The sequence below is a fragment of the Terriglobia bacterium genome (assembly GCA_020072565.1).
Lineage (GTDB): Bacteria > Acidobacteriota > UBA6911 > UBA6911 > UBA6911 > JAFNAG01.
The window spans coordinates 166,634-185,600 of record JAIQGI010000019.1 but is presented as its reverse complement, the minus strand read 5'-3'; the positions used below and the strand labels follow the sequence as shown (position 1 = coordinate 185,600).

Here is an 18,967-nt window from a genome sequence, read left to right as displayed (position 1 = left end):
TCCATCCTACTTCACCTCCGGCATGTGCGGATAATGGCATTGCCAGCAAAGGTATCGTCCGCCATGAGTGTCAATGTCGATCTTGGGCGTCTCCTTATTGCTGGAGCCCTTCGCGTGACATTTGCCGCAGAAATCTCTGCCGCCGGGAATCGCCGCGCGTATCGCCCTGGGCGTGACCTTGTGCCCGTCCGGAACGGTGTGGCAAGTGGTGCATGCGAGCAGCACGTGCGGGGAGACCGCCTTGGTGCGTGCAATCTCGCCGTGGCAGGCCTCGCACTCCTGCGGCACACTGGGCGGCTTCGGGTCATGCGGATTGTGGCATGAAATGCACGGTTTCATGGGGTTGTGCACCGCAAAATTGATTTGGGGGAAACCGGTCGGCCTGGAGCGGTCATAAGCATGGCAGAGCGTGCAGAACTCCCGCATGCGCGGCGCCTCCGGCTTTACCTCCGTCGGGTTGTCGGCATGCTTTTTGGCCGGGCCATGGCAGGTTTCACATGACAGGCCGGCGTGGTAGCCTGATTTCTTGAGGTTGTACTCCTCATGGCATGCCGCGCAGACATCGGATCCCACGTAGTGAATCGGCTTCGCCATTTCCTGGTCGACCGTGGCCTTGACATGAAGGCTTTTGTCCTTGAGCGAGGCCGGAAGAAGATACCTCACCAAGACCGCACCGCCTACAAATACGACAAAGACAACCATCACCCGGACCAGCGCATCGGGCGGTTTGTTGACAAATTGTTTCATTCACACTCCTTTTTTTACCCCACGCGAGGAGCTACTCACAAGATTCCGGCGCTTTCGGCGTGATCTTTTGAGTTTTTTGTGGATTCGGATATCAGAATCACAACCCGAGGGCATTACATATCATGCAAAGGCCCAGCTCCGCAATAGATCCCTGATCAAACAATTGCCATTCAGGGAGTGGCAGAAACACGCTGCAACCGGCCGTTTGTCTGGCGTCCCTTGATATCCCGGCTGCCTGGAGAAGAAATTGCTGCTGCGACGGCGATTCCGAATCCGATACCGAACGGGGATGGCTGCAGCCACTATCGGAGCTGGTATCAACATCGCTTTGGCAGTCGCAACCGCAATCCATCTTGCGCTTGTGCATGCGGCGGCGATCCCAGTGTCTCAATGGCAGGGAACAACAAACAGTCTGCCCAGGCGAAACGTTGCGCGCCAGAGGCTACCTCGGCTACAATGATGCCAATTTCATTCGCAGCTCGGGAATCTGGCTTGAATGCAAGCTTGGTGGTTTTGTTGCCATCACAGGAGTGCGCGTGTTTGAGGTCTGTCACAGAACAGCAGACCCGCATTGCTGCGGCCCTCAGCCCCCAGGGGCGCGACGGCGGGCGGGCAGCTGCGGCGGTGCCGCTCCTCGATAATGTCACCACATCGCTTGCGTCGCGGCGCCTTGCATCTGCCCGCCCGGCGCTCGCGCCTAAGTGGACCTGTGGCCGCGCCGGGGAAGCTGGCGCGCAATTGATGTCGGCGGCCTCCGGGCGAGGATGGTTTGAGGTACCCATGGACGAACGCATTGGCAAGTTGGAATACGAAATGCGGGAGCTTGTGCAGAAGCTTCGTGACCTGGAAGGACGCCTCGCTCTGCTGGAGAGGCAGAGTACTTCAGAGGCCACGGAGGAGGCGGCTGAAAAAGACAGGCTGGCGTCCCCGGCAGTTTCCCCAATGCCGCAGAACTACGAATGGGTGGGGAATACGGGCGTTCTTTCCCTGGTTGGAAGATTGTTTCTGGTGATGGCCGGCGCCTACTTCCTGCGAGCTCTGACGGAAGCCGGCACGCTCTCCCCTTCCCTGGGGATATTTCTGGGGCTGGTTTACGCTCTGCTGTGGCTGGGAGCCGCAGATCATGCGGCCGGACGAGGTCTGTGGTGGAGCTGCGCATTTCACGGAATCGCCGCCTCGCTCACGGCCTTCCCGCTTGTCTGGGAGGCGGTGACGCGGTTCCATATATTGCAGCCGCCCTGGCACACCTGGCTGCTGGGCGCCATTACCGCCGCAGGCATGATTATTGCCTGCAGGCGCCGCTTCGAAACGCTGGCTTGGTTCGTGACCCTCGGATCCCTGGCAACTACAGTAGCAGTGATGTTCAACATGGAAGCGTTCGTTGCCGGCGCCTGCTTCTTGATCCTGCTGGGATTGGTTACTCTCTGGCTGGGCTATCAGTTGGAGTGGCGCGGCCTGCGCTGGCCGGTCGCCCTTGGCGCCGACCTGGCCGTGTTCGCTCTCACCTTTCGCGCGCTCCAACCGCACCCTCGGGAATCTTTGGCCGTGGTACTGACGGTCCAACTCCTCCTGCTTGGCCTGTACTTGGCCAATATCGCCATCCGGACGATCGTGCGGGCGCGCAACGTCATACCCTTTGAAGTCGTCCAGGTGATTGCGGCCTTTCTGCTCGGTTTTGTCGGAGCGGTTTCGATTACGCGAAACACGGGCTTCGGGAGCTCCATTCTGGGGAGTGCCGGACTCCTGCTCGGAGTGGCTACCTATGCGGTGGCCTTCGCCTTCGTGGACAGAAGAGACGGCCATAGCAGGAATTTCTATTTCTATACTTCACTGGCCTTGCTGTTCACCATGACCGGCAGCGGCCTCCTCATGAGCGGGGCGGCACTCAGCCTGGGGTACGTCTTTCTGGCAGTGCTGATCAAGTGGCTGGGATGGCGCACCTCCAGCTTCGCCCTGGTTCTGCACTCAACGATCTGTGTGATCGCAGCCAGTGTGGCCGGCGGATTCTTCTCTTACTTTGGAACCGCGTTCGCGGGCGCCCCGAGCACGGTCGGCGCCAATCCCAGCATCGCCTTTCTGATCATTCTTGCAGGTGCAGTACTCAATGAGAGCCTGCCCCTGCGCATGCAGGCCAACATCGGACGAGGCTGGTATCAGGTCCAGAACCTCATCGTCACGTTTGTATTCCTGGGCGGCTTCGGCGGAATGGTGGTATCCCTGGCCGCCCGCATGTTGGGAGGTCTGCCGGAAGGCGGCGCGGAAGCGGGAATTCTGGCAACGGTGAGGACTGTGGTTCTCGCTCTTTCCGCTCTCCTGCTTGCCTGGGGAGGCAGAAGCAAACGTTTTGCGGAGTGGGGCTGGCTGGTCTATCCGGTTCTCGCCGTAACCGGCTTGAAGATCCTGCTGCAGGATTTTTCGCGCTCACGTCCGGCAACACTTTTCCTCGCTCTCGCCGTGTATGGATGCGTGCTGATTCTCTCTCCGCGTTTGCGCCGCGGCGGACAAGAACCGGCGCGAGGAACAGAGTCAATGCCTGCTGCCACTCGCTGAGGATCTTCGGTGGAATCCGGCATAACTGCGCAGAGATCCCGGCTGGATCGAGGACATTGGTGACTTTCCCAAGACTGGAAGCTTGTTCATGAAGCCGGGAAACTGCTGCAGGAGCACGCTCTTTTATCCAGCACGGATCGCATTCCTTCCACTGGCTATTTCTACTTTCGCCCAGTTCCAGACTGACCTGGCGCACGCAAGCTCGAATTATCGATGGTCCGTCCCCAACCATCTGGTGTATATATGGACATCTTTCCTTCCATCCTGCTTGGAGGAGGCCCGTTATGAATAGAATGACGAGACGCAGGTTCCTGGGGAACACCGCCAGGACGACTGCGGCGGCGACCGCGGCCGTGGCCGGCCTGGGAACGGCAGCGGTTCTCGATGGGCGGCAGAAACAGGCGGCCCCGAGCGACAAGATCCGCGTTGCCCTGATCGGCAGCGGTGGGCAGGGCAAAGCCGATCTCGGTGCCTTCCTGAAGCTTCCCGCAGTCGATTGCCCTGCCATCGCAGATGTCGACGACAAGCACATGGCCGAGGGCGTCAAGATGGTCGCGGATGCCCGCGGGAAGAATCCCGACGGCTACAAGGATTTCCGCCAAATCCTCGACCGCAAGGATATCGACGCTGTCATCGTAGCCACTCCCGACCACTGGCACGCGCTGGCAACGATCCTGGCCTGCCAGGCAGGGAAGGATGTCTACGTCGAGAAGCCTCTGGCCACGACGATCGCGGAGGGGAGGGCCATGGTGACGGCGGCCCGCAAGCACAAGCGGGTCGTCGACGTCGGCACGCAGCAGCGCAGCGCCGGCCACTTCAAGGACGCCGTGGCGTTTGTGAAGGGCGGCAAGCTTGGCAAAATCCGGATGGTGCGCGCCTGGGCCTACCTCGACTGGAAAGGCGATATCGGCTTCCCGCCCGACGAGCCGCCGCCGCCCGAACTCTATTACGACATGTGGCTCGGCCCGGCGCCCCAGCGTCCCTACAACCGGATGCGCGTCCATCACAACTTCCGCTGGATTTGGGACTATTCGGGCGGACTGCAGACAGACTGGGGTGCCCACATGGTCGACGTTGTCATGTGGGCCATGGGCGAGGAACCCCGGGGCGCGATGGCCATCGGCGGCAAGTTCGGCTTCCCCAACGACATTCGCGAAACGCCCGACACGCAACAGTCCATCATCGAGTTCCCGAGCTTCTCTCTTGTGTGGGAGCACATGATTGGCTGCGGCATCGGGCCATGGCAGCGCGAGCACGGCTGCGAGTTCCATGGCGAAAACGGCATTCTCGTCGTCGACCGCGGCGGCTGGGAGGTTTATGCCGAGACTGACCGATTCAAGCAGCCCGAGCGCGTCTTCCGCATGATGCCGACACCACGCCAGCTTGTCGGCGGCGACTTCCACCTCGAACATGTGAAGAATTTCGTCGAGTGTCTCAAGACGCGGAAGATACCCACGGCGGACGTCGAGATCGGCCACAAATCCATCACCGCTCCCCATCTCGGCAACATTGCCGTCCGGTTGCGGCGCTATGTCAAGTGGGACCCGGCAACCGAGAATATTTCCGGTGACGCCGAGGCTCAGGCCCTCGTGAGCCGCCAATATCGGAAGCCCTGGGTTCTGCCGACGGCATGACGGACACGGTCCGGCACGATGTCGCGCGCGGCCGGAGGATGGGGAAACAATCTCCCATGACGAGGCGTCCCATGCAAAAGACCACTCGCAGAGCGTTTTTCCAAGTCACCGGGATGGGACTGGGTGCAGGGTGGGCCGCGGAGGCGCTCCCGATGCGCCAGGCACCGCAGCGTAAAACCACGGCACCGAAGTTCGAACTCGGCATGGCCTCGTATACGTTTCGGGCCTTCGGGCTCGACGGAACCCTGGCTATGACCAGGAGGCTCAGCCTCAAGAGGATTTCCTTGAAGAGTTTCCACCTGCCGTTGGAGGCAGAGGCGGACGAAATCCGGGCCGCAGTCGCCAAGGTAAAGGCCTCCGGTCTCGATCTGTATGCCGGCGGCGTCATCTACATGCAGAATGAAGCGGAAGCGCGGCAGGCCTTCGATTATGCCAAAGCTGCAGGAATGGGTATCATCGTCGGTGTCCCGAACCACGAACTCCTTCCGCTCGTGAACACCCTTGTCGGAAACTATGATATCCGCGTCGCCATCCACAACCACGGTCCGACGGATAAAATCTACCCAACTCCCGAGAGCGCCTATCAGAAGATCCAGGGCCTCGACCGCCGCATCGGCTTGTGCATCGACGCCGGACACGCGAAGCGATCGGGAATCGATCCAGCGGCGGACGCCGTGCGCTTCGCGGACCGGCTCATCGATGTCCACATCAAGGACGTCACCGCGGCCAATGAGAGAGGCGAGACCTGCGAGATGGGGCGGGGTGTCATCGACATCCCGGCTTTTTTGCGCGCGTTGATCAAGACCGGTTATGCCGGCACTGTAAGCCTCGAGTACGAAAAGGACGAGAAGGATCCCCTCCCCGGCGCAGCTGAGTCGATCGGCTACGTGAGGGGTGTCCTGGCTTCACTGTAGAAGTGAGCGACAGGATGTCTGTTCCTGTCCTACTGCAGGAGGGCGGCCTTCTCAGGGTCGATCTGAAATTCTCCTCCGCGGCGATCCGCGCGGAGCCAGCGCAATGTTGGACATGAATCAGGGAAATGGGTATTCTGGCACCAGCTCTTGAACGGGAGGTAACGAATGCGACGAAGTCTGTTTATTGCTTTGGCCACAGGCGCCGCGCTTTTGATTCCGTTTGTTCTGGCCGGCAGGCAAGCGCCGGAAGAGCTCACCAGGGAGAAGATCTTCGCCGCCGGCCAGGAGTGGCAGGACAAATACGATAAGTATGAACCGGCGGCGGACATGGTGGACGCGTTGAAGACAAAGCTCGGGGCCGACATGAAGATCGATGTCTACCTGGGGCTCTGGTGTCCCGACTCACGCAACAATGTGCCTCTGTTCATCAAGATTCTCGATCGTCTGGGAACCGAAGTGCCGGTCCGATACTTCGGGGTGCCGAGGAAGGCGAACAAAGACGTCAAGTATTACGTCGAAGAGATGAAAGTGGAACGTGTGCCGAGCTTCATTTTCTATCGGGACGGCGAAGAGATCGGCCGCATCGTGGAAAAACCCAAGACCGGCCTGCTGGAAGACATCATGGATATCGTGTTTAAATAGCGCAATCACTTGCCCGCAACGCCCGGCGACAACGGTCTTGCCTCCCGGGCCGGTGCTCCGGGCGCCCCCTGCAGCTCTGCCAGGTGCTCCGCCTTCCATCTCATTGCGGCGGTGATGCGCGTGCGCCCGCTGGGATGGTCGTAGAACAGGATTTCCTCCAACCGTCCCGGATCGAGCTTGCGATATTCGCCAAGCATCAGGTCGACCCTGGCCTCCGCGTCGGGTTGACGGGCGGCATTGAGACCGAAGATGTCGGCTTCATACTCCTGCACCCGTACCCACGAATTGTTCACCGGGGTCATCACAAAGAAGAAAATCGATCCCAGCAGCACAACCAGAGGCAGCACCGCAGTGTCACCAACACCCCGAACGCCCCACCTTTGCCCCCAACGCGCCAGCGACCAGTCGAGGGACCAACGCAGAAACGCAAAGAAAACCAGTGCCACGATGCCGAAGAACATTATGTCCTTGTAAATATGATTCAGGACATAGTGACCCATTTCGTGGCCCATGACGGTCTCGATCTCAGGCAGCGTGCAGCGTTTCAACAGGTTGTCGTTGAGGGTGATCCGCTCAGTGTCCAGGAATCCACTGACATTGGCGCTGACCCGGTTTGACTGCCGGGATGCGTCGACTTCCCAGACGTCAGTGGCGGGAATGCCGTTGGCACGCGCCATGGAAAGGATCGGCTGGCGCACGCGCTCGTCCTGCAGCCTGGTGTAGGTGTTGGTGAGAGGCGCAATGCAGACGGGAGAAATGAGGATCGAAAACATCAGAAACACGATTGACACTATGGAGCCCCAGATCCACCAGGTGCGCGGCAGCCGGCGCACAATGCCGAACAGCGCAGTCACGAGGACGCCGACGAGGATCAGGCTGACCAGCAGTTGCTTTGCGGAGTCGCCGAACCAGTCCGCGAACGTCTGGTTCATCAAGCCGTACTTGCGTTCACGGAAGAAACCCTCGTAAACCGTCAGCGGAAAAGTCAGCACGGTGGTAATGATCAGGAACTCAGTCCAGTAGATAGCGGTCTGGAGCGGTTTGAAGCGCGTGATCCGTTCGGCGGAGTCCCGCATTTTCGCGGAGAGGCGTGTGCCGAGCAGGATCAGCGCCACGCCGGCCCCGCACAGATAATCCCACAACATGAGCCAGTAGCCACCCTCGAAGTAAGCGTCCGAGCGCGCACGCGCGTCGGCCGGCACGCCCGCCAGGTACGCGTCAACGGCGGCCTTGACGTCAAACGGCGCCACGGGGGATGCGGGCGTGACAGCGCCCGCTTGCCGGGCAAGAACGACGGGACCAGAGACCAGGATGAGGCTGAAGACGCAAATCAGTGTGCGACTGTGCATTGGTCCTCCATACCGGGATGAGGTTCCAGCACTGAAATAATATCATCTCCCCAATTTCGACTTGTATCGCACGCGGCATGTGGATGAAACTGTTTTTTTGAGCAGGCAGGTAATTCGTACCAAGATGATAGGGATCCATCAACAGGGGAGGGTGCCGTGAATCGTCTCGGCTTTTTCTGCTTTGGTTTGCTGTTTGTTTTTTCGGTTCTATCCGGCGCGCAGACGAAAGTGAGTCCCGCAGGCCACTGGGAAGGCAGCATCACCATCCCTACCGGAGAATTGAAGGTGATTCTGGACCTCGATCGGGATGCCAAGGGTACCTGGATCGGCGACATTGACATGCCGGAGCAGGGGGTGAAAGACCTGCCCCTGCGCGACATATCGGTATCGGGCGACTCCGTCACTTTTGGGCTTTCCGGAGGTCAGGGCGATCCGATGTTTAAAGGGAAGCTGTCTGCGGACGGCTCTACCCTTTCGGGGGAATTCTCCCAAGCCGGCAGCAGCACCGCCTTTTCTTTGAAAAGAACCGGTGCGGCCAAGGTTGTCGTGCCGGCTAAGATTCCGGCAATTCCGGAGAAGTTCACCGGCAAATGGGAAGGGAAACTGGACAGCCCTATGGGTTCGGTTCGTCTCGTTTTCAATCTTGCAAACAAAGAAGATTCTGCCGCGGGTAGTCTTGACAGCCCGGATCAGGGGGCGGTTGGAATACCAATCAGCATGATCTCGGCAAGCGAGAATTCCATCAAGATCAGTGTGAAACTCATTCCCGCCGAATACAACGGCAAGCTGAGTGAAGATGCGAAAACCCTGACCGGTGAGTGGTCTCAGGGCGGCTCATCCTTCGCTTTGGTACTCACGAAGAAGTAACGACTACCATTCAGGGTACCCATTGCCGGCTGACGACCCAGTCACCGGACCTTTCCTCTTGTGCCGCAAGAGGGAGTGTCCTATAAACTTGCGCACAGACATTTGGATTCAGACGCGGACGGCGCGTGACGGGAGCGGCTCGATCAAATTATGCCATGCAGTGCCGCGGCCCGTGGCTCCGATACGCGTCGCATTTCCGGGACGCGTGCGTCCCGTTTCCGGAAGTTCGACGGGCGTTGCAGCCGCAAGACCGCCCGGCCGGCTTCAGAGGGTACAATCCATGCGCCGAATTCTGACCGTGCTCGTTCTTATCTGTGCCACCGGCACCTTGATGGTCACCGCCCAGCAGACGGCCCCCCAGCAGCCCGCGGCCGCGGCGCCGTCTCCCTTCACCCTGTCGGTCGACAGCATCATGCGCGGCCCGAAGCTCGTCGGTTCCGCGCCGAGTGCCGTGCGCTGGGCGCCGGACTCCTCAAAGATTTACTTTTCCTGGCAGAAACCGAACGAGGATCGCGCCCAGACATATTCAGTCACACGGGACGGTGCTGACCTCCGTCAGCTCAGCGCCGACGAGGTCCGGCAGCTCGCCGTACCCACCGGGCGCCTGGATCGGGCCAAGCGTCGGATGCTCATGGCCGAGGGCGGCAACATCGTGATCCTTGACGTCGCGGCCAACACGCGCCGGCAATTGATGAAGACGGCAAGCATCGAGTCCAATCCGCGCTGGGCGCGCAATGATACCGCGGTTACGTTCATGCGCGACGGCAACCTGTTTTTGATGGCTCTGGACGGCGCGGCCAGCTCGCCGGCTGAAGTGCAGCTGACGGATGTCGCGGCGCCGCCGTCGGAAACGCCCGCAGCCGCGGCCGCCGGAGCGCGCGGGGTGACGGCGGGTCAGCGCGGCGGCGCACAGGGCGGGCGCGGCGGCGGTGATCAGGCGCTGACCGAATCGCAGCGGCTGCTCCGCCAGGAAGAACAGAACCTGATCGAATATCTCAAGCGACAGGCCGAGGTGCGCCAGCAGGGCGGCCGTGGCGGCGGGGGCGCCGGACGGCGGGGCGGCCCTGGCGGCCAGGCCGGTCCCCCGCCCGAACCGATCGCGCGCTTCCAGCCGTCTGCGCGTCAGAGCGTAACCGATTTGCAGCTGTCCACCGACGAAAACTACGTGTATTTCGGAGTGAGCGAACGCCCGGAGATCCCGGCGCGCGCCCAGGATGTGCCGAGCTACGTCACTGAGTCTGCGTACCCGGAAATGATCCCCGGCCGCTCGAATGTGGGCGATTCCCAGGGGCGCAGGGGGCTTGCCATTCTCGACCTCAAGCAGAACAAGACCTCCTGGGCCGACGCCTCGGCCTTTGCCGGCAACGAACGGCCGATAAAACCGGGCGATGCGCCCGTACCCCGGATTCTCAACTGGAGCACGCCCGAATGGTCCGACGACGGCAGCCATGCCGTCGTCACCGTGCGGTCGCAGGATTACAAAGATCGCTGGTTCGTCACCATCGATCCCGCAACAGGCAAAGCCTCGGTGCTCGACAACGCTCATGACGACGCGTGGCTTCGGGAAGGGTCGGTGGCGACCGGCACGGGCGGCGGCGGTGGCTTCGGCGGCGGTGGCATCGCATGGCTGCCCGACAACAAGCGCTTCCTGTTCATGTCGGAGAAAGACGGCTGGATGCATATCTACTCGTTGGACGTCACCGCGGCCCAGCCATCCGCAAAGCAATTGACGTCGGGTAAGTGGGAAGTCGAAAGCGCGCGGCTCTCGAGCGATCGAACGAAGATATTTTTTACCTCGAATGAAGTTCACCCCGGCGAGCGCCACTTCTACACGATGTCCGTCGACGGCGGGCCGGCGACGCGCATCACGACCATGACCGGATCGAACGAGGCGACGGTATCGCCCGACGAAAAATCGCTCGCGATCATTTATTCTTACAGCACCAAGCCGCCCGAACTATACGTAATGCCGTTCACACCCGGCGCTCAGGCAAAGCAGGTGACGACCACGCCCACGGATGAGTGGCGTGCCTTCAAGTGGATTGATCCCAAAGTCATCATCTACAAGGCGCGCGACGGCGCCGAAGTATATGCACGGCTCTTCACCCCGGAGATGATCGGCGCTAAACGCGACCCGCGGCGCCCCGCCGTCATCTTTGTGCACGGCGCCGGGTACCTGCAGAATGCCCATAAGTACTGGTCATCGAGCTACTATCGCGAGTTCATGTTTAACAACCTGCTCGCCTCGCGCGGTTATGTCGTCCTCGATCCCGACTATCGAGCAAGTTCCGGCTACGGCCGTGACTGGCGCACGGCCATTTACGAGCACATGGGCGGCAAGGATCTCGACGACATCGTCGACGGCGCGAAATACCTGGTGGTGACGGAGAAGGTCGATCCGAAACGCATCGGTCTCTACGGCGGCAGCTACGGCGGATTTTTGACGCTCATGGCGCTGTTCACGACCCGGGATGTCTTCGCTGCCGGCGCGGCGCTTCGGCCCGTGACCGACTGGGCGCATTATAACCATGGTTACACAGCCCAGATCCTCAATATGCCTCAGAGTGATCTGGAGGCTTACAAGCGCAGCTCGCCCATCTATTTTGCCGACGGCCTGAAAGGCCACCTGCTCATTTGCCACGGCATGGTGGACACGAACGTGTTCTTCCAGGACACCGTCCGGCTGATCCAGCGCCTCATCGAGCTGCGCAAGGAAAACTGGGAGGTCGCGCCCTTCCCGGTGGAAAATCACAGTTTCACCGAGGAGACGAGCTGGGCCGACGAGTACAAGCGGATTCTGAAACTCTTCGAGGGAGACCTGAGACGTTGATCCTGATCGGGTTCTTGCTGATGCTGGCGTTTCATGTAATCTTGTTCCTGAGGCTGCTGCTGAAACTCGAGTTGAAACCACCCGAGAGGACAGCAGGTGCCATGGAATAGAGACGCTATGCAGGAGCAGGCTGTATGGCTACCCATCTCGAAAGTGTTTTACGCACGCAACTGACAACCCGCCGGCACAGGCTTCAGGACGCCATGTCCACCGCTTCCGAAAGCGCCTACCTGGCCGGGCTGCTGGATGAGGTGGACGCGGCCTTGTCCCGGATGGATGAAGGGACTTTCGGGCTCTGTGAAACCTGTCATGACTCGATCGAGGCAGACAGGCTCATGACGGATCCCCTGACACGATTCTGCCTCGATCATCTCACGCCTCCCCAGCGCAGGGCTCTTGAAGAAGATCTGGAACTGGCTGCGAGCATCCAATCGCGCCTGCTGCCGCCGCAGGACATCGCTCACGCGGGTTGGCAGGCGGCGTACCACTACGAACCGGCAGGCCCGGTCAGTGGGGACTATTGCGACCTGGTGACCACCGAGGAAGGGAGTCTCTACTTCATGCTGGGCGATGTCTCAGGCAAGGGGGTCCCCGCCTCCATGCTCATGGCCCACCTGCACGCGCTGTTTCGCGCCCTGATCGGCGTGGGGCTGCCTCTGGTCCAGATGGTCGAGCGCGCCAGCCGGGTCTTCTGCGAAAGCACCCTGGCCAGCCAATACGCCACGCTGGTATGCGGAAAGGCCGGAAAACACGGTGATGTGGAGCTCTGCAACGCCGGACACCTGCCCCCTCTCATGGTGCGCGCATCAGAAGTCAGAAGCATCGATCCCACCGGCCTGCCGCTCGGCATGTTTTGCGGTGAGGAGTTCGCATCCGACACAGTCCGGCTGGCCAAAGGCGATCGTCTCGTGCTCTTCACCGACGGTCTTTCCGAGGCACAAAACAAAGCGGGCGTGGAGTTCGGAGTCCAGCCGCTGATCGAGTTGGCAAAGGCGCAGCAGGCACTCTCGGCGCGCGCAATGGTGCGTTCTTTCATGGCAAGAGCTGATGAGTTTCGTTCCGGTGTGCCGGGCGGAGATGACCTGACCCTGATGGTGATTGAGCGGATCGGATAGCGAAGCGTCTTTTCCTTTCTACGGGGCGACGCCCTCAAAATCCAATTTTTGCTGTAAAATCCGCGTATCTTGTCCGTACCATGCGCACTCCCTTTGTCTCGAGGAGGTCTTGCGTGCATAAGAGTTCTGTCCTTTCCGTATTGAGCATCTCGATGGCGTTATTCTTCCCCGCCTGTCAGCGTGTCCCTCAGAAGCAGGAAGTCACCGTTCTCCGCGACGGCTGGCGGTTCATGACCGGCGACAATCCGCAATACGCCAGACCCGAATACGACGATTCCAGGTGGGTTTCGATCCGCGTCGATCAGAATTGGGATTCCCAAGGGTATGACAAGCTCGACGGTTTTGCCTGGTACAGGCTCCGCGTTGTCATACCCTCGAGCCTGACTAAGAGTTCCTATCTCAAAGACGGGCTGCGGATCTTTCTGGGCAAGATCAACAATTTCGACCAGTCGTTCCTCAACGGCCGCGTGTTGGGAATCAATGGGATGACGGTTCCTGCCGACACGCCGCTCGATGACTCCTATACCAAGGCGGACACGAACCTCTACGACAAGGAACGCATCTACGTCATACCGCCGAACGATCCGCGCATTCTTTGGGACAAGGAAAATGTAATCGCCGTTCGGGTTTTCGATGCCGGCGGCCTGGGCGGCATGTACACGGGGGATGGGTCGCTGCGCATGGTCGCCTTCCCTGACTACCTGGCCTCCGACAGGGTGGCACAGCCCTTTGTCTATGAGGGCCGGGAGATCCTAAAGAAGTTTTCCATCCGGAACACATCGGCTGCACACACGCTTGAAGGTCGGTTCGTGATGCGCGCAACGGACAAGTTGTCCGGCCGGGAACTGTCAAAGAGCGAAACGCTCGTGCGGCTCCGGCCGAATGCCAGCCGGGATTTCACGATAAAAATGGCCTCGACGGATCACCCCGCACAAATGGAGTGTACGTTCACCTATGAGCCTACGGGAGAAAAGTCGGCCTGGCAGGAGGAAGTGCCCTACATCTTGACGCCTGCTCCCTCCGAGGAGCCGAAAATCAACGGTGCGGGCATCGTCGGTGCGCGGCCGGGCCGTCCGTTTCTGCACGCCGTTGCGGCCACCGGCAAACGCCCGCTGACGTATGGCGCCAAGGGATTGCCCGCAGGCCTCACGCTCGACCCAGCCACCGGCATCATCAGCGGCCGCACCTCGGTCCGTGGCGAGTACAGAGTCGTGCTCGCTGCGGAGAACGCCCTTGGAAAGACGGAGCGCGTGCTTACCATGGTCATAGGCGACCGCATTGCGCTGACTCCGCCTATGGGCTGGAACAGCTGGAACGCCTGGGGCCTGACCGTCGACCAGAACAAGGTCCTGGCCAGCGCGCAGACGTTTAAAAACAAAGGTTTTCAGAACCATGGCTGGACTTACATAAATGTCGACGATGGGTGGGAGATCAAGGGCGATTCACCGGCTCCGAAACGCAAGGCAAACGGCGACATCATCGCGAACGAGAGGTTCCCGGACATGAAGGCGCTCGGTGACAGAATCCATGCGCTTGGCCTCAAATTCGGGATCTACAGCTCACCTGGCCCGCTGACGTGCGGCGGTTACGCCGCCACATATCAGCACGAAGGCAACGATGCGCGCAGCTGGGCGGCCTGGGGGATCGATTACCTGAAATACGACTGGTGCTCGTACGACAAGATTGCCAGGGACAACTCGCGGGCCGAGCTGATGAAGCCCTATCAACTGATGCGCCGCCACCTCGACCAGATCGACAGGGACATCATCTACAGCCTGTGCCAGTATGGCATGGGAAAAGTATGGGAGTGGGGTGCCGAGGCCGGTGGCAACCTGTGGCGCACCACCGAGGATATCACCGACACCTGGGAGAGTTTGAAGAGCATCGGTTTCAGCCAAACGGAGAATGCGACGTTCGCAGGGCCCGGACGCTGGAATGACCCGGACATGCTCGTTGTCGGCTGGGTCGGCTGGGGGCCCAGCCTCCATCCGACGCGTCTGACACCCGATGAGCAGTACACCCACATCAGCCTCTGGTGCCTGCTCTCCGCCCCGCTGCTCATCGGCTGCGACCTCGAACGATTGGACGACTTCACGCTGAATCTGCTGACCAACGACGAAGTGCTCGCACTCGACCAGGATCCCCTAGGCAGGCAGGCGGTCCCGAAAATCACCGAGGATGCGATCCAGGTCTGGGTAAAGGAACTGGCAGACGGAGGCCGGGCCGTCGGGATCTTCAACCTCAGCGAGGGGCCGAAGGATTACGCACTCGATCTCGGCAAGTTGGGGTACACGGCTCCAGTCAGGGCCAGAGATGTGTGGCGTCAACGGAACACCGGCGAGTTCAAAAGAACGATCCCAGCCCGTGTCCCCGCCCACGGCGTCGTGTTATGGAAGCTCACACAATGAAGTGCCGGGTCATCATCCGAACGCCGGAATATCCTGTCGTCCGGAATCCCTAAGGGGGCAGGTTTCGGCGGAATACCGTGTCATGATCGGTCGAGTCCCCTATGATCATCCTGCGTTGATCAAGGTCAGGTTCGACACTTGGAGGGGAATGGTGCCGGACCTCCTGTAATTTTTCAGAGCAGAGGTCGCAGGCCATTTGCAATTGCCCGCCTGACTTGACAATTATTCGGTCATTCTTATAAGCTGGCGACTGGAATCTGAACGTCGAAATATACCTTCATCCGGCAACGAAACCAGCTCCGCCATGGGATACAAGGGCGGCAGCAGATGCTCTGGTCTCCGGTGCGTCTCCCCCAGCGCGCCGCCGGAATTCATGCATCGCAAAAGAAGAGGAATGAAAGACATGGCCAGGAAAAGCATGGGCGGGCTTTCACTGCAGAAGGGTCCCACGGCGCGGATCAGGAACTTGCCGCTGCCCCTGCGTCGCCCGTTCGGCGACATGGCCGACAGGGTCAGGATCCTGTTGGGATTGGAATTGCAGCCAAGGAATTGATCCATGGGCAAGGCAAGAACAAAGACTAGGCAGCAGTTGCAGCAGGAGAACGAGGAATTGCAGGCCCGGCTGGCAGAGGCCGAAGAGACCATCCGCGCCATCCGTGAGCAGGAGGAACTGCCCCAGGCGAACGAGCAATTGGCCGCGATCAAGGAAGAACTTCAACGATCCAACAAGGACCTCGGGCAGTTCGTCTATGCTGCCAGCCACGACCTCCAGGAGCCGCTCCGGAATATCAGCGGATTCCTCGATCTGCTGCTGGAACGATTTGGAGCGCAGCTGGATGGCAAGGCCAGGGAATATATTGGCTACGCCGTGGACAGCGCCAACCGGATGTCCGACCTGATCAATGACCTCCTGGCCTATAGCCGCGTGGATCGGCGCAGGCGCGAATTTGGGCCCACCGACGCGAGTGGACCTCTTTCGGCTGCCCTGGCGAACCTTCGGACCAGCATCAGAGAGGCGGGCGCCACGATTACGCACGACAGTCTGCCGACCGTTTCCGGCGATGAGACCCAGTTAACGCAGCTCTTTCAGAATTTGATCGGGAATGCGATCAAGTTTCGCAAGGCGAACCAGCCCTGCGAGATCCACGTCGGCGCGGAGCGACGCAGGGGCCGGTGGGTCATTTCGGTGCGTGACAACGGCATCGGCATCGCTCCGGACCAGCACGAACGCGTCTTCCAGATCTTCCGGCGCCTGCACCCGCGCGGGGAATACCCCGGCACCGGCATCGGCCTGGCCATCTGCAAGCGGATCGTGGAGCGCCACGGCGGTCGGATCTGGGTTGAGTCGCAGCCGGGTGTCGGATCAACTTTCCACTTCACGCTGCCATCGCCATGAGCAACACACCCCGCTGCAAGTGACAGTGTCAAATACATGATCCGGGCAATGTTGGCCCTGGCAGTGGGCATCGGCACTCTCAGCGCAACGGCTAACGGCCTCGATGCCGGCCCACGAACCGAAGCCGGCAACGCACCTTGGTTCTTCCAGTGGCTGCGCGTAAGTGAAAAATATCCTGGAACAGGCAACGGGCTGGCGATGTGTAAGAAGATCGTGGTACAAAATGGTGGTCATATCTGGGTAGAATCGGAAGCTGGAGAAGGCTCTACCTTTTGCTTCTCCCTTTCAGGAAGCTCCAGGAAATTGTTAAGCGGATTGCCGCCTTCGCACAGGGAATCCCCGATAATGAAGAAGACCACTCAGAAGATATTGCTGATTGAGGACAATCCGGCTGATGCTGCACTATTCCAGGAACAGCTGGCCGGGGCTGCAGGCACCTTCGAGATCGCAACCTGCGGCGATCTGGCCGCGGGACGGCAGCTCGCCGCCGGCGGGCAGATTGCCGTCGTCTTTCTGGATCTGAGCCTGACCGAAAGCGACGGGCTGGAGACGGTCCGGCGCGCGCAAGTTGCGTTTCACGATTTGCCCATCGTCGTATTGACAGGCCTCGAGGACGCACAACTGGGCCTGGAGAGCCTGCGCGCCGGCGCGCAGGACTACCTCATCAAAGGAAAGACCTCGGCGGAGAACATCTCGCGCGCCGCTCGTTATGCGATCGAACGGCAGCGGGTTCTGCGCGAGCTGCAGTTGGCGCATGACCAGCTCGAAGAAAAGATTCAGCAACGGACGGCAGAACTCGCCGCGACGGTCCAATCGCTCCAGGAAGAAGTCCGGCAGCGGAAGCAGGCCGAGGATCAGCTAAGTGTCCGCGCCAGCCAACTGCGGGCCCTGGCCGGAGAGCTGACCCTGGCCGAGCAGCGCGAACGCCGGCGGATGGCTCAGATCCTGCATGATCATCTCCAACAACTGCTGGTGGCGGCGAATCTGCGTGTGTCGATGCTGGAAATGACGGCTGACGGACCGGTGAAGCAGGCTGCGAAGGAAATTGAGAATCTGCTCGGCGAATCGATCAGCGCCACCCGTTCGCTGACCGCAGAGCTGAGCCCTCCGGTACTGCATGATCTGGGGCTGCCGGCGGGCCTCGAATGGTTGGCTCGATGGATGGCCGACAAGCATGGACTGGCCGTCAACATGAGAGCGGAAACGGGCATCCCTCCCGTCGCAGACGATGTGAAAGTCCTGCTGTTCGAATCCGTCCGCGAATTGCTGTTCAACGCAGTCAAACACGCACGCGTCAATTCGGTGACGCTGACGTTGCGCCAGACCGAGGGCCGTACTCTGCAGATCACGGTCTGTGACGATGGAACGGGATTTGATCCGGCCGGCCTTAAACTGGCGGGCGAAACCGGCGGAGGGTTCGGGCTGTTCAGCATCTGTGAACGGCTCGACCTGATCGGGGGCAAGCTGGAGATCCAGAGCGCACCCGGCCATGGAAGCCGGTTCGTCCTGACAGCGCCTGTGGTGCGTGAAGCCGCAAGCCGATCCTGACGGACACGCTGGATCGTTTTGCCTGCCTGTTCCAGCTCGGAAAGCCGGGAGGCTGAGTTGAAGCCAGAGGAATACCGGTTGATGTACGAGGCCGAGCAAAGTCTCTGGTGGTACCGGGGCATGGAACAAATCAGCCGGCGAGTGATAGAAAAGTGTCTTGGCCCCACCCGGGAATTGAAAATCCTGGACGCAGGGTGCGGAACGGGCGGCTGCTTCCGGTACCTGAGCGCGTACGGCCGGGTTTTCGGGATCGACCTCTCCCGCTGGGCTCTTCACTATTGTCAAGGGCGCGGAATCCCTCTCCTTACAAGGGGCTCCATCGCCGAATTGCCCTTCCCATCCAATTTCTTTGACCTGGTTACTTCTTTCGATGTTCTTTGCACGCTGCCGGGGGAGGAGGAAGCCAGAGCCTGGTCGGAGTTGGGACGCGTACTGAAGCCGGGAGGGCTGGTGCTGCTGCGGCTGCCGGCCTGTCCCTGGCTGCGCGGGGCCCACGACCGGGCCGTAGACATTCAGCACCGCTATACCAGGGATGAGGTGCGCCGCCTTCTGGAAAAGAACGGTTGGCAGTGCAAATTCCTCAGTTACGCCAACATGTGGCTGATGCCCCTGGCGGTAGTGAAGCGCTGGAGCGAACTACTGTTCCCCCCGCGGGAGGCGTCAGACCTGGCCATCTCATTTCATTGGATGAATCGGCTTTTCGCTCGAATTCTCAGCAGTGAGGCTTCCTTGATCACGCAGATGTCTCTGCCATTCGGTCTGACGGTTGTCGCAATGGGCAAGAAAAACGAAGACATCACTGCTTGACATCGGAAACGGCATCGGGATCGGTTTGACTACTGAATTTATGAGAGTTACACTGGAGAGGTTTCCGGGTCGTGTATGCGGTGATGGGTTTTCGTTCTCACACAACTGTTCTGGCACCTCCAATGCGCTCCTTCATGTGCCAGATTCTGTGCAGCCTGTT

At 60.3% G+C, this 18,967-nt stretch carries 14 protein-coding genes; 12 read left to right on the top strand and 2 right to left on the bottom strand.

What is annotated here, in order from left to right; translation table 11 throughout:
* Positions 1–6: 6 nt before the first annotated feature.
* Positions 7–747, bottom strand: a complete 741-nt coding sequence (locus LAP85_13540) for a hypothetical protein (GenBank protein ID MBZ5497419.1) — start codon at positions 745–747, stop codon at positions 7–9.
* A 540-nt stretch (positions 748–1,287) separates the two neighbouring features.
* On the opposite strand from LAP85_13540, the gene LAP85_13535 reads away from it, so the two are divergent.
* The 4 genes from LAP85_13535 (at position 1,288) to LAP85_13520 (ending at position 6,487) form a co-directional block, all read left to right on the top strand.
* Entirely contained in the window at positions 1,288–3,297 is a 2,010-nt protein-coding gene (locus LAP85_13535; GenBank protein MBZ5497418.1) for a hypothetical protein, read from the top strand.
* 284 nt (positions 3,298–3,581) lie between these two features.
* Positions 3,582–4,931, top strand: coding sequence for a Gfo/Idh/MocA family oxidoreductase (locus LAP85_13530; protein ID MBZ5497417.1), 1,350 nt, complete (start codon positions 3,582–3,584; stop codon positions 4,929–4,931).
* Positions 4,932–5,002: 71 nt separating this feature from the next.
* Positions 5,003–5,845, top strand: a complete 843-nt coding sequence (locus LAP85_13525) for a sugar phosphate isomerase/epimerase (GenBank protein ID MBZ5497416.1) — start codon at positions 5,003–5,005, stop codon at positions 5,843–5,845.
* 165 nt (positions 5,846–6,010) lie between these two features.
* Positions 6,011–6,487: a thioredoxin family protein gene (locus LAP85_13520; GenBank protein ID MBZ5497415.1), complete on the top strand. Its 477-nt coding sequence runs from the start codon at positions 6,011–6,013 to the stop codon at positions 6,485–6,487.
* A gap of 5 nt (positions 6,488–6,492) precedes the next feature.
* On the opposite strand, the gene LAP85_13515 is transcribed toward LAP85_13520, so the two are convergent.
* A complete protein-coding gene (locus LAP85_13515; protein ID MBZ5497414.1) occupies positions 6,493–7,836 on the bottom strand; it encodes a M48 family metallopeptidase in 1,344 nt (447 codons plus the stop codon).
* A gap of 156 nt (positions 7,837–7,992) precedes the next feature.
* On the opposite strand from LAP85_13515, the gene LAP85_13510 reads away from it, so the two are divergent.
* From LAP85_13510 to LAP85_13475, 8 genes are all read left to right on the top strand, one after another.
* Entirely contained in the window at positions 7,993–8,703 is a 711-nt protein-coding gene (locus LAP85_13510; protein ID MBZ5497413.1) for a hypothetical protein, read from the top strand.
* A 1,252-nt stretch (positions 8,704–9,955) separates the two neighbouring features.
* Positions 9,956–11,533 carry an alpha/beta fold hydrolase gene (locus tag LAP85_13505; GenBank protein MBZ5497412.1) on the top strand — a complete coding sequence of 526 codons (1,578 nt, stop codon included), beginning with the start codon at positions 9,956–9,958 and terminating at the stop codon, positions 11,531–11,533.
* 134 nt (positions 11,534–11,667) lie between these two features.
* The gene (locus LAP85_13500; protein ID MBZ5497411.1) at positions 11,668–12,648 is read left to right on the top strand and encodes a SpoIIE family protein phosphatase; all 981 of its coding nucleotides are present in this window, start codon (positions 11,668–11,670) and stop codon (positions 12,646–12,648) included.
* Between the two features lie 113 nt (positions 12,649–12,761).
* Positions 12,762–15,056, top strand: coding sequence for a putative Ig domain-containing protein (locus tag LAP85_13495; protein ID MBZ5497410.1), 2,295 nt, complete (start codon positions 12,762–12,764; stop codon positions 15,054–15,056).
* 403 nt (positions 15,057–15,459) lie between these two features.
* Positions 15,460–15,609 (top strand): hypothetical protein, encoded by a 150-nt coding sequence (locus LAP85_13490; GenBank protein ID MBZ5497409.1) that lies wholly within the window; start codon positions 15,460–15,462, stop codon positions 15,607–15,609.
* 3 nt (positions 15,610–15,612) lie between these two features.
* Positions 15,613–16,452, top strand: coding sequence for a hypothetical protein (locus tag LAP85_13485; protein ID MBZ5497408.1), 840 nt, complete (start codon positions 15,613–15,615; stop codon positions 16,450–16,452).
* Positions 16,453–16,500: 48 nt separating this feature from the next.
* A complete protein-coding gene (locus tag LAP85_13480; GenBank protein ID MBZ5497407.1) occupies positions 16,501–18,000 on the top strand; it encodes a response regulator in 1,500 nt (499 codons plus the stop codon).
* A gap of 57 nt (positions 18,001–18,057) precedes the next feature.
* Positions 18,058–18,807, top strand: a complete 750-nt coding sequence (locus tag LAP85_13475; GenBank protein ID MBZ5497406.1) for a methyltransferase domain-containing protein — start codon at positions 18,058–18,060, stop codon at positions 18,805–18,807.
* Positions 18,808–18,967: the final 160 nt, after the last annotated feature.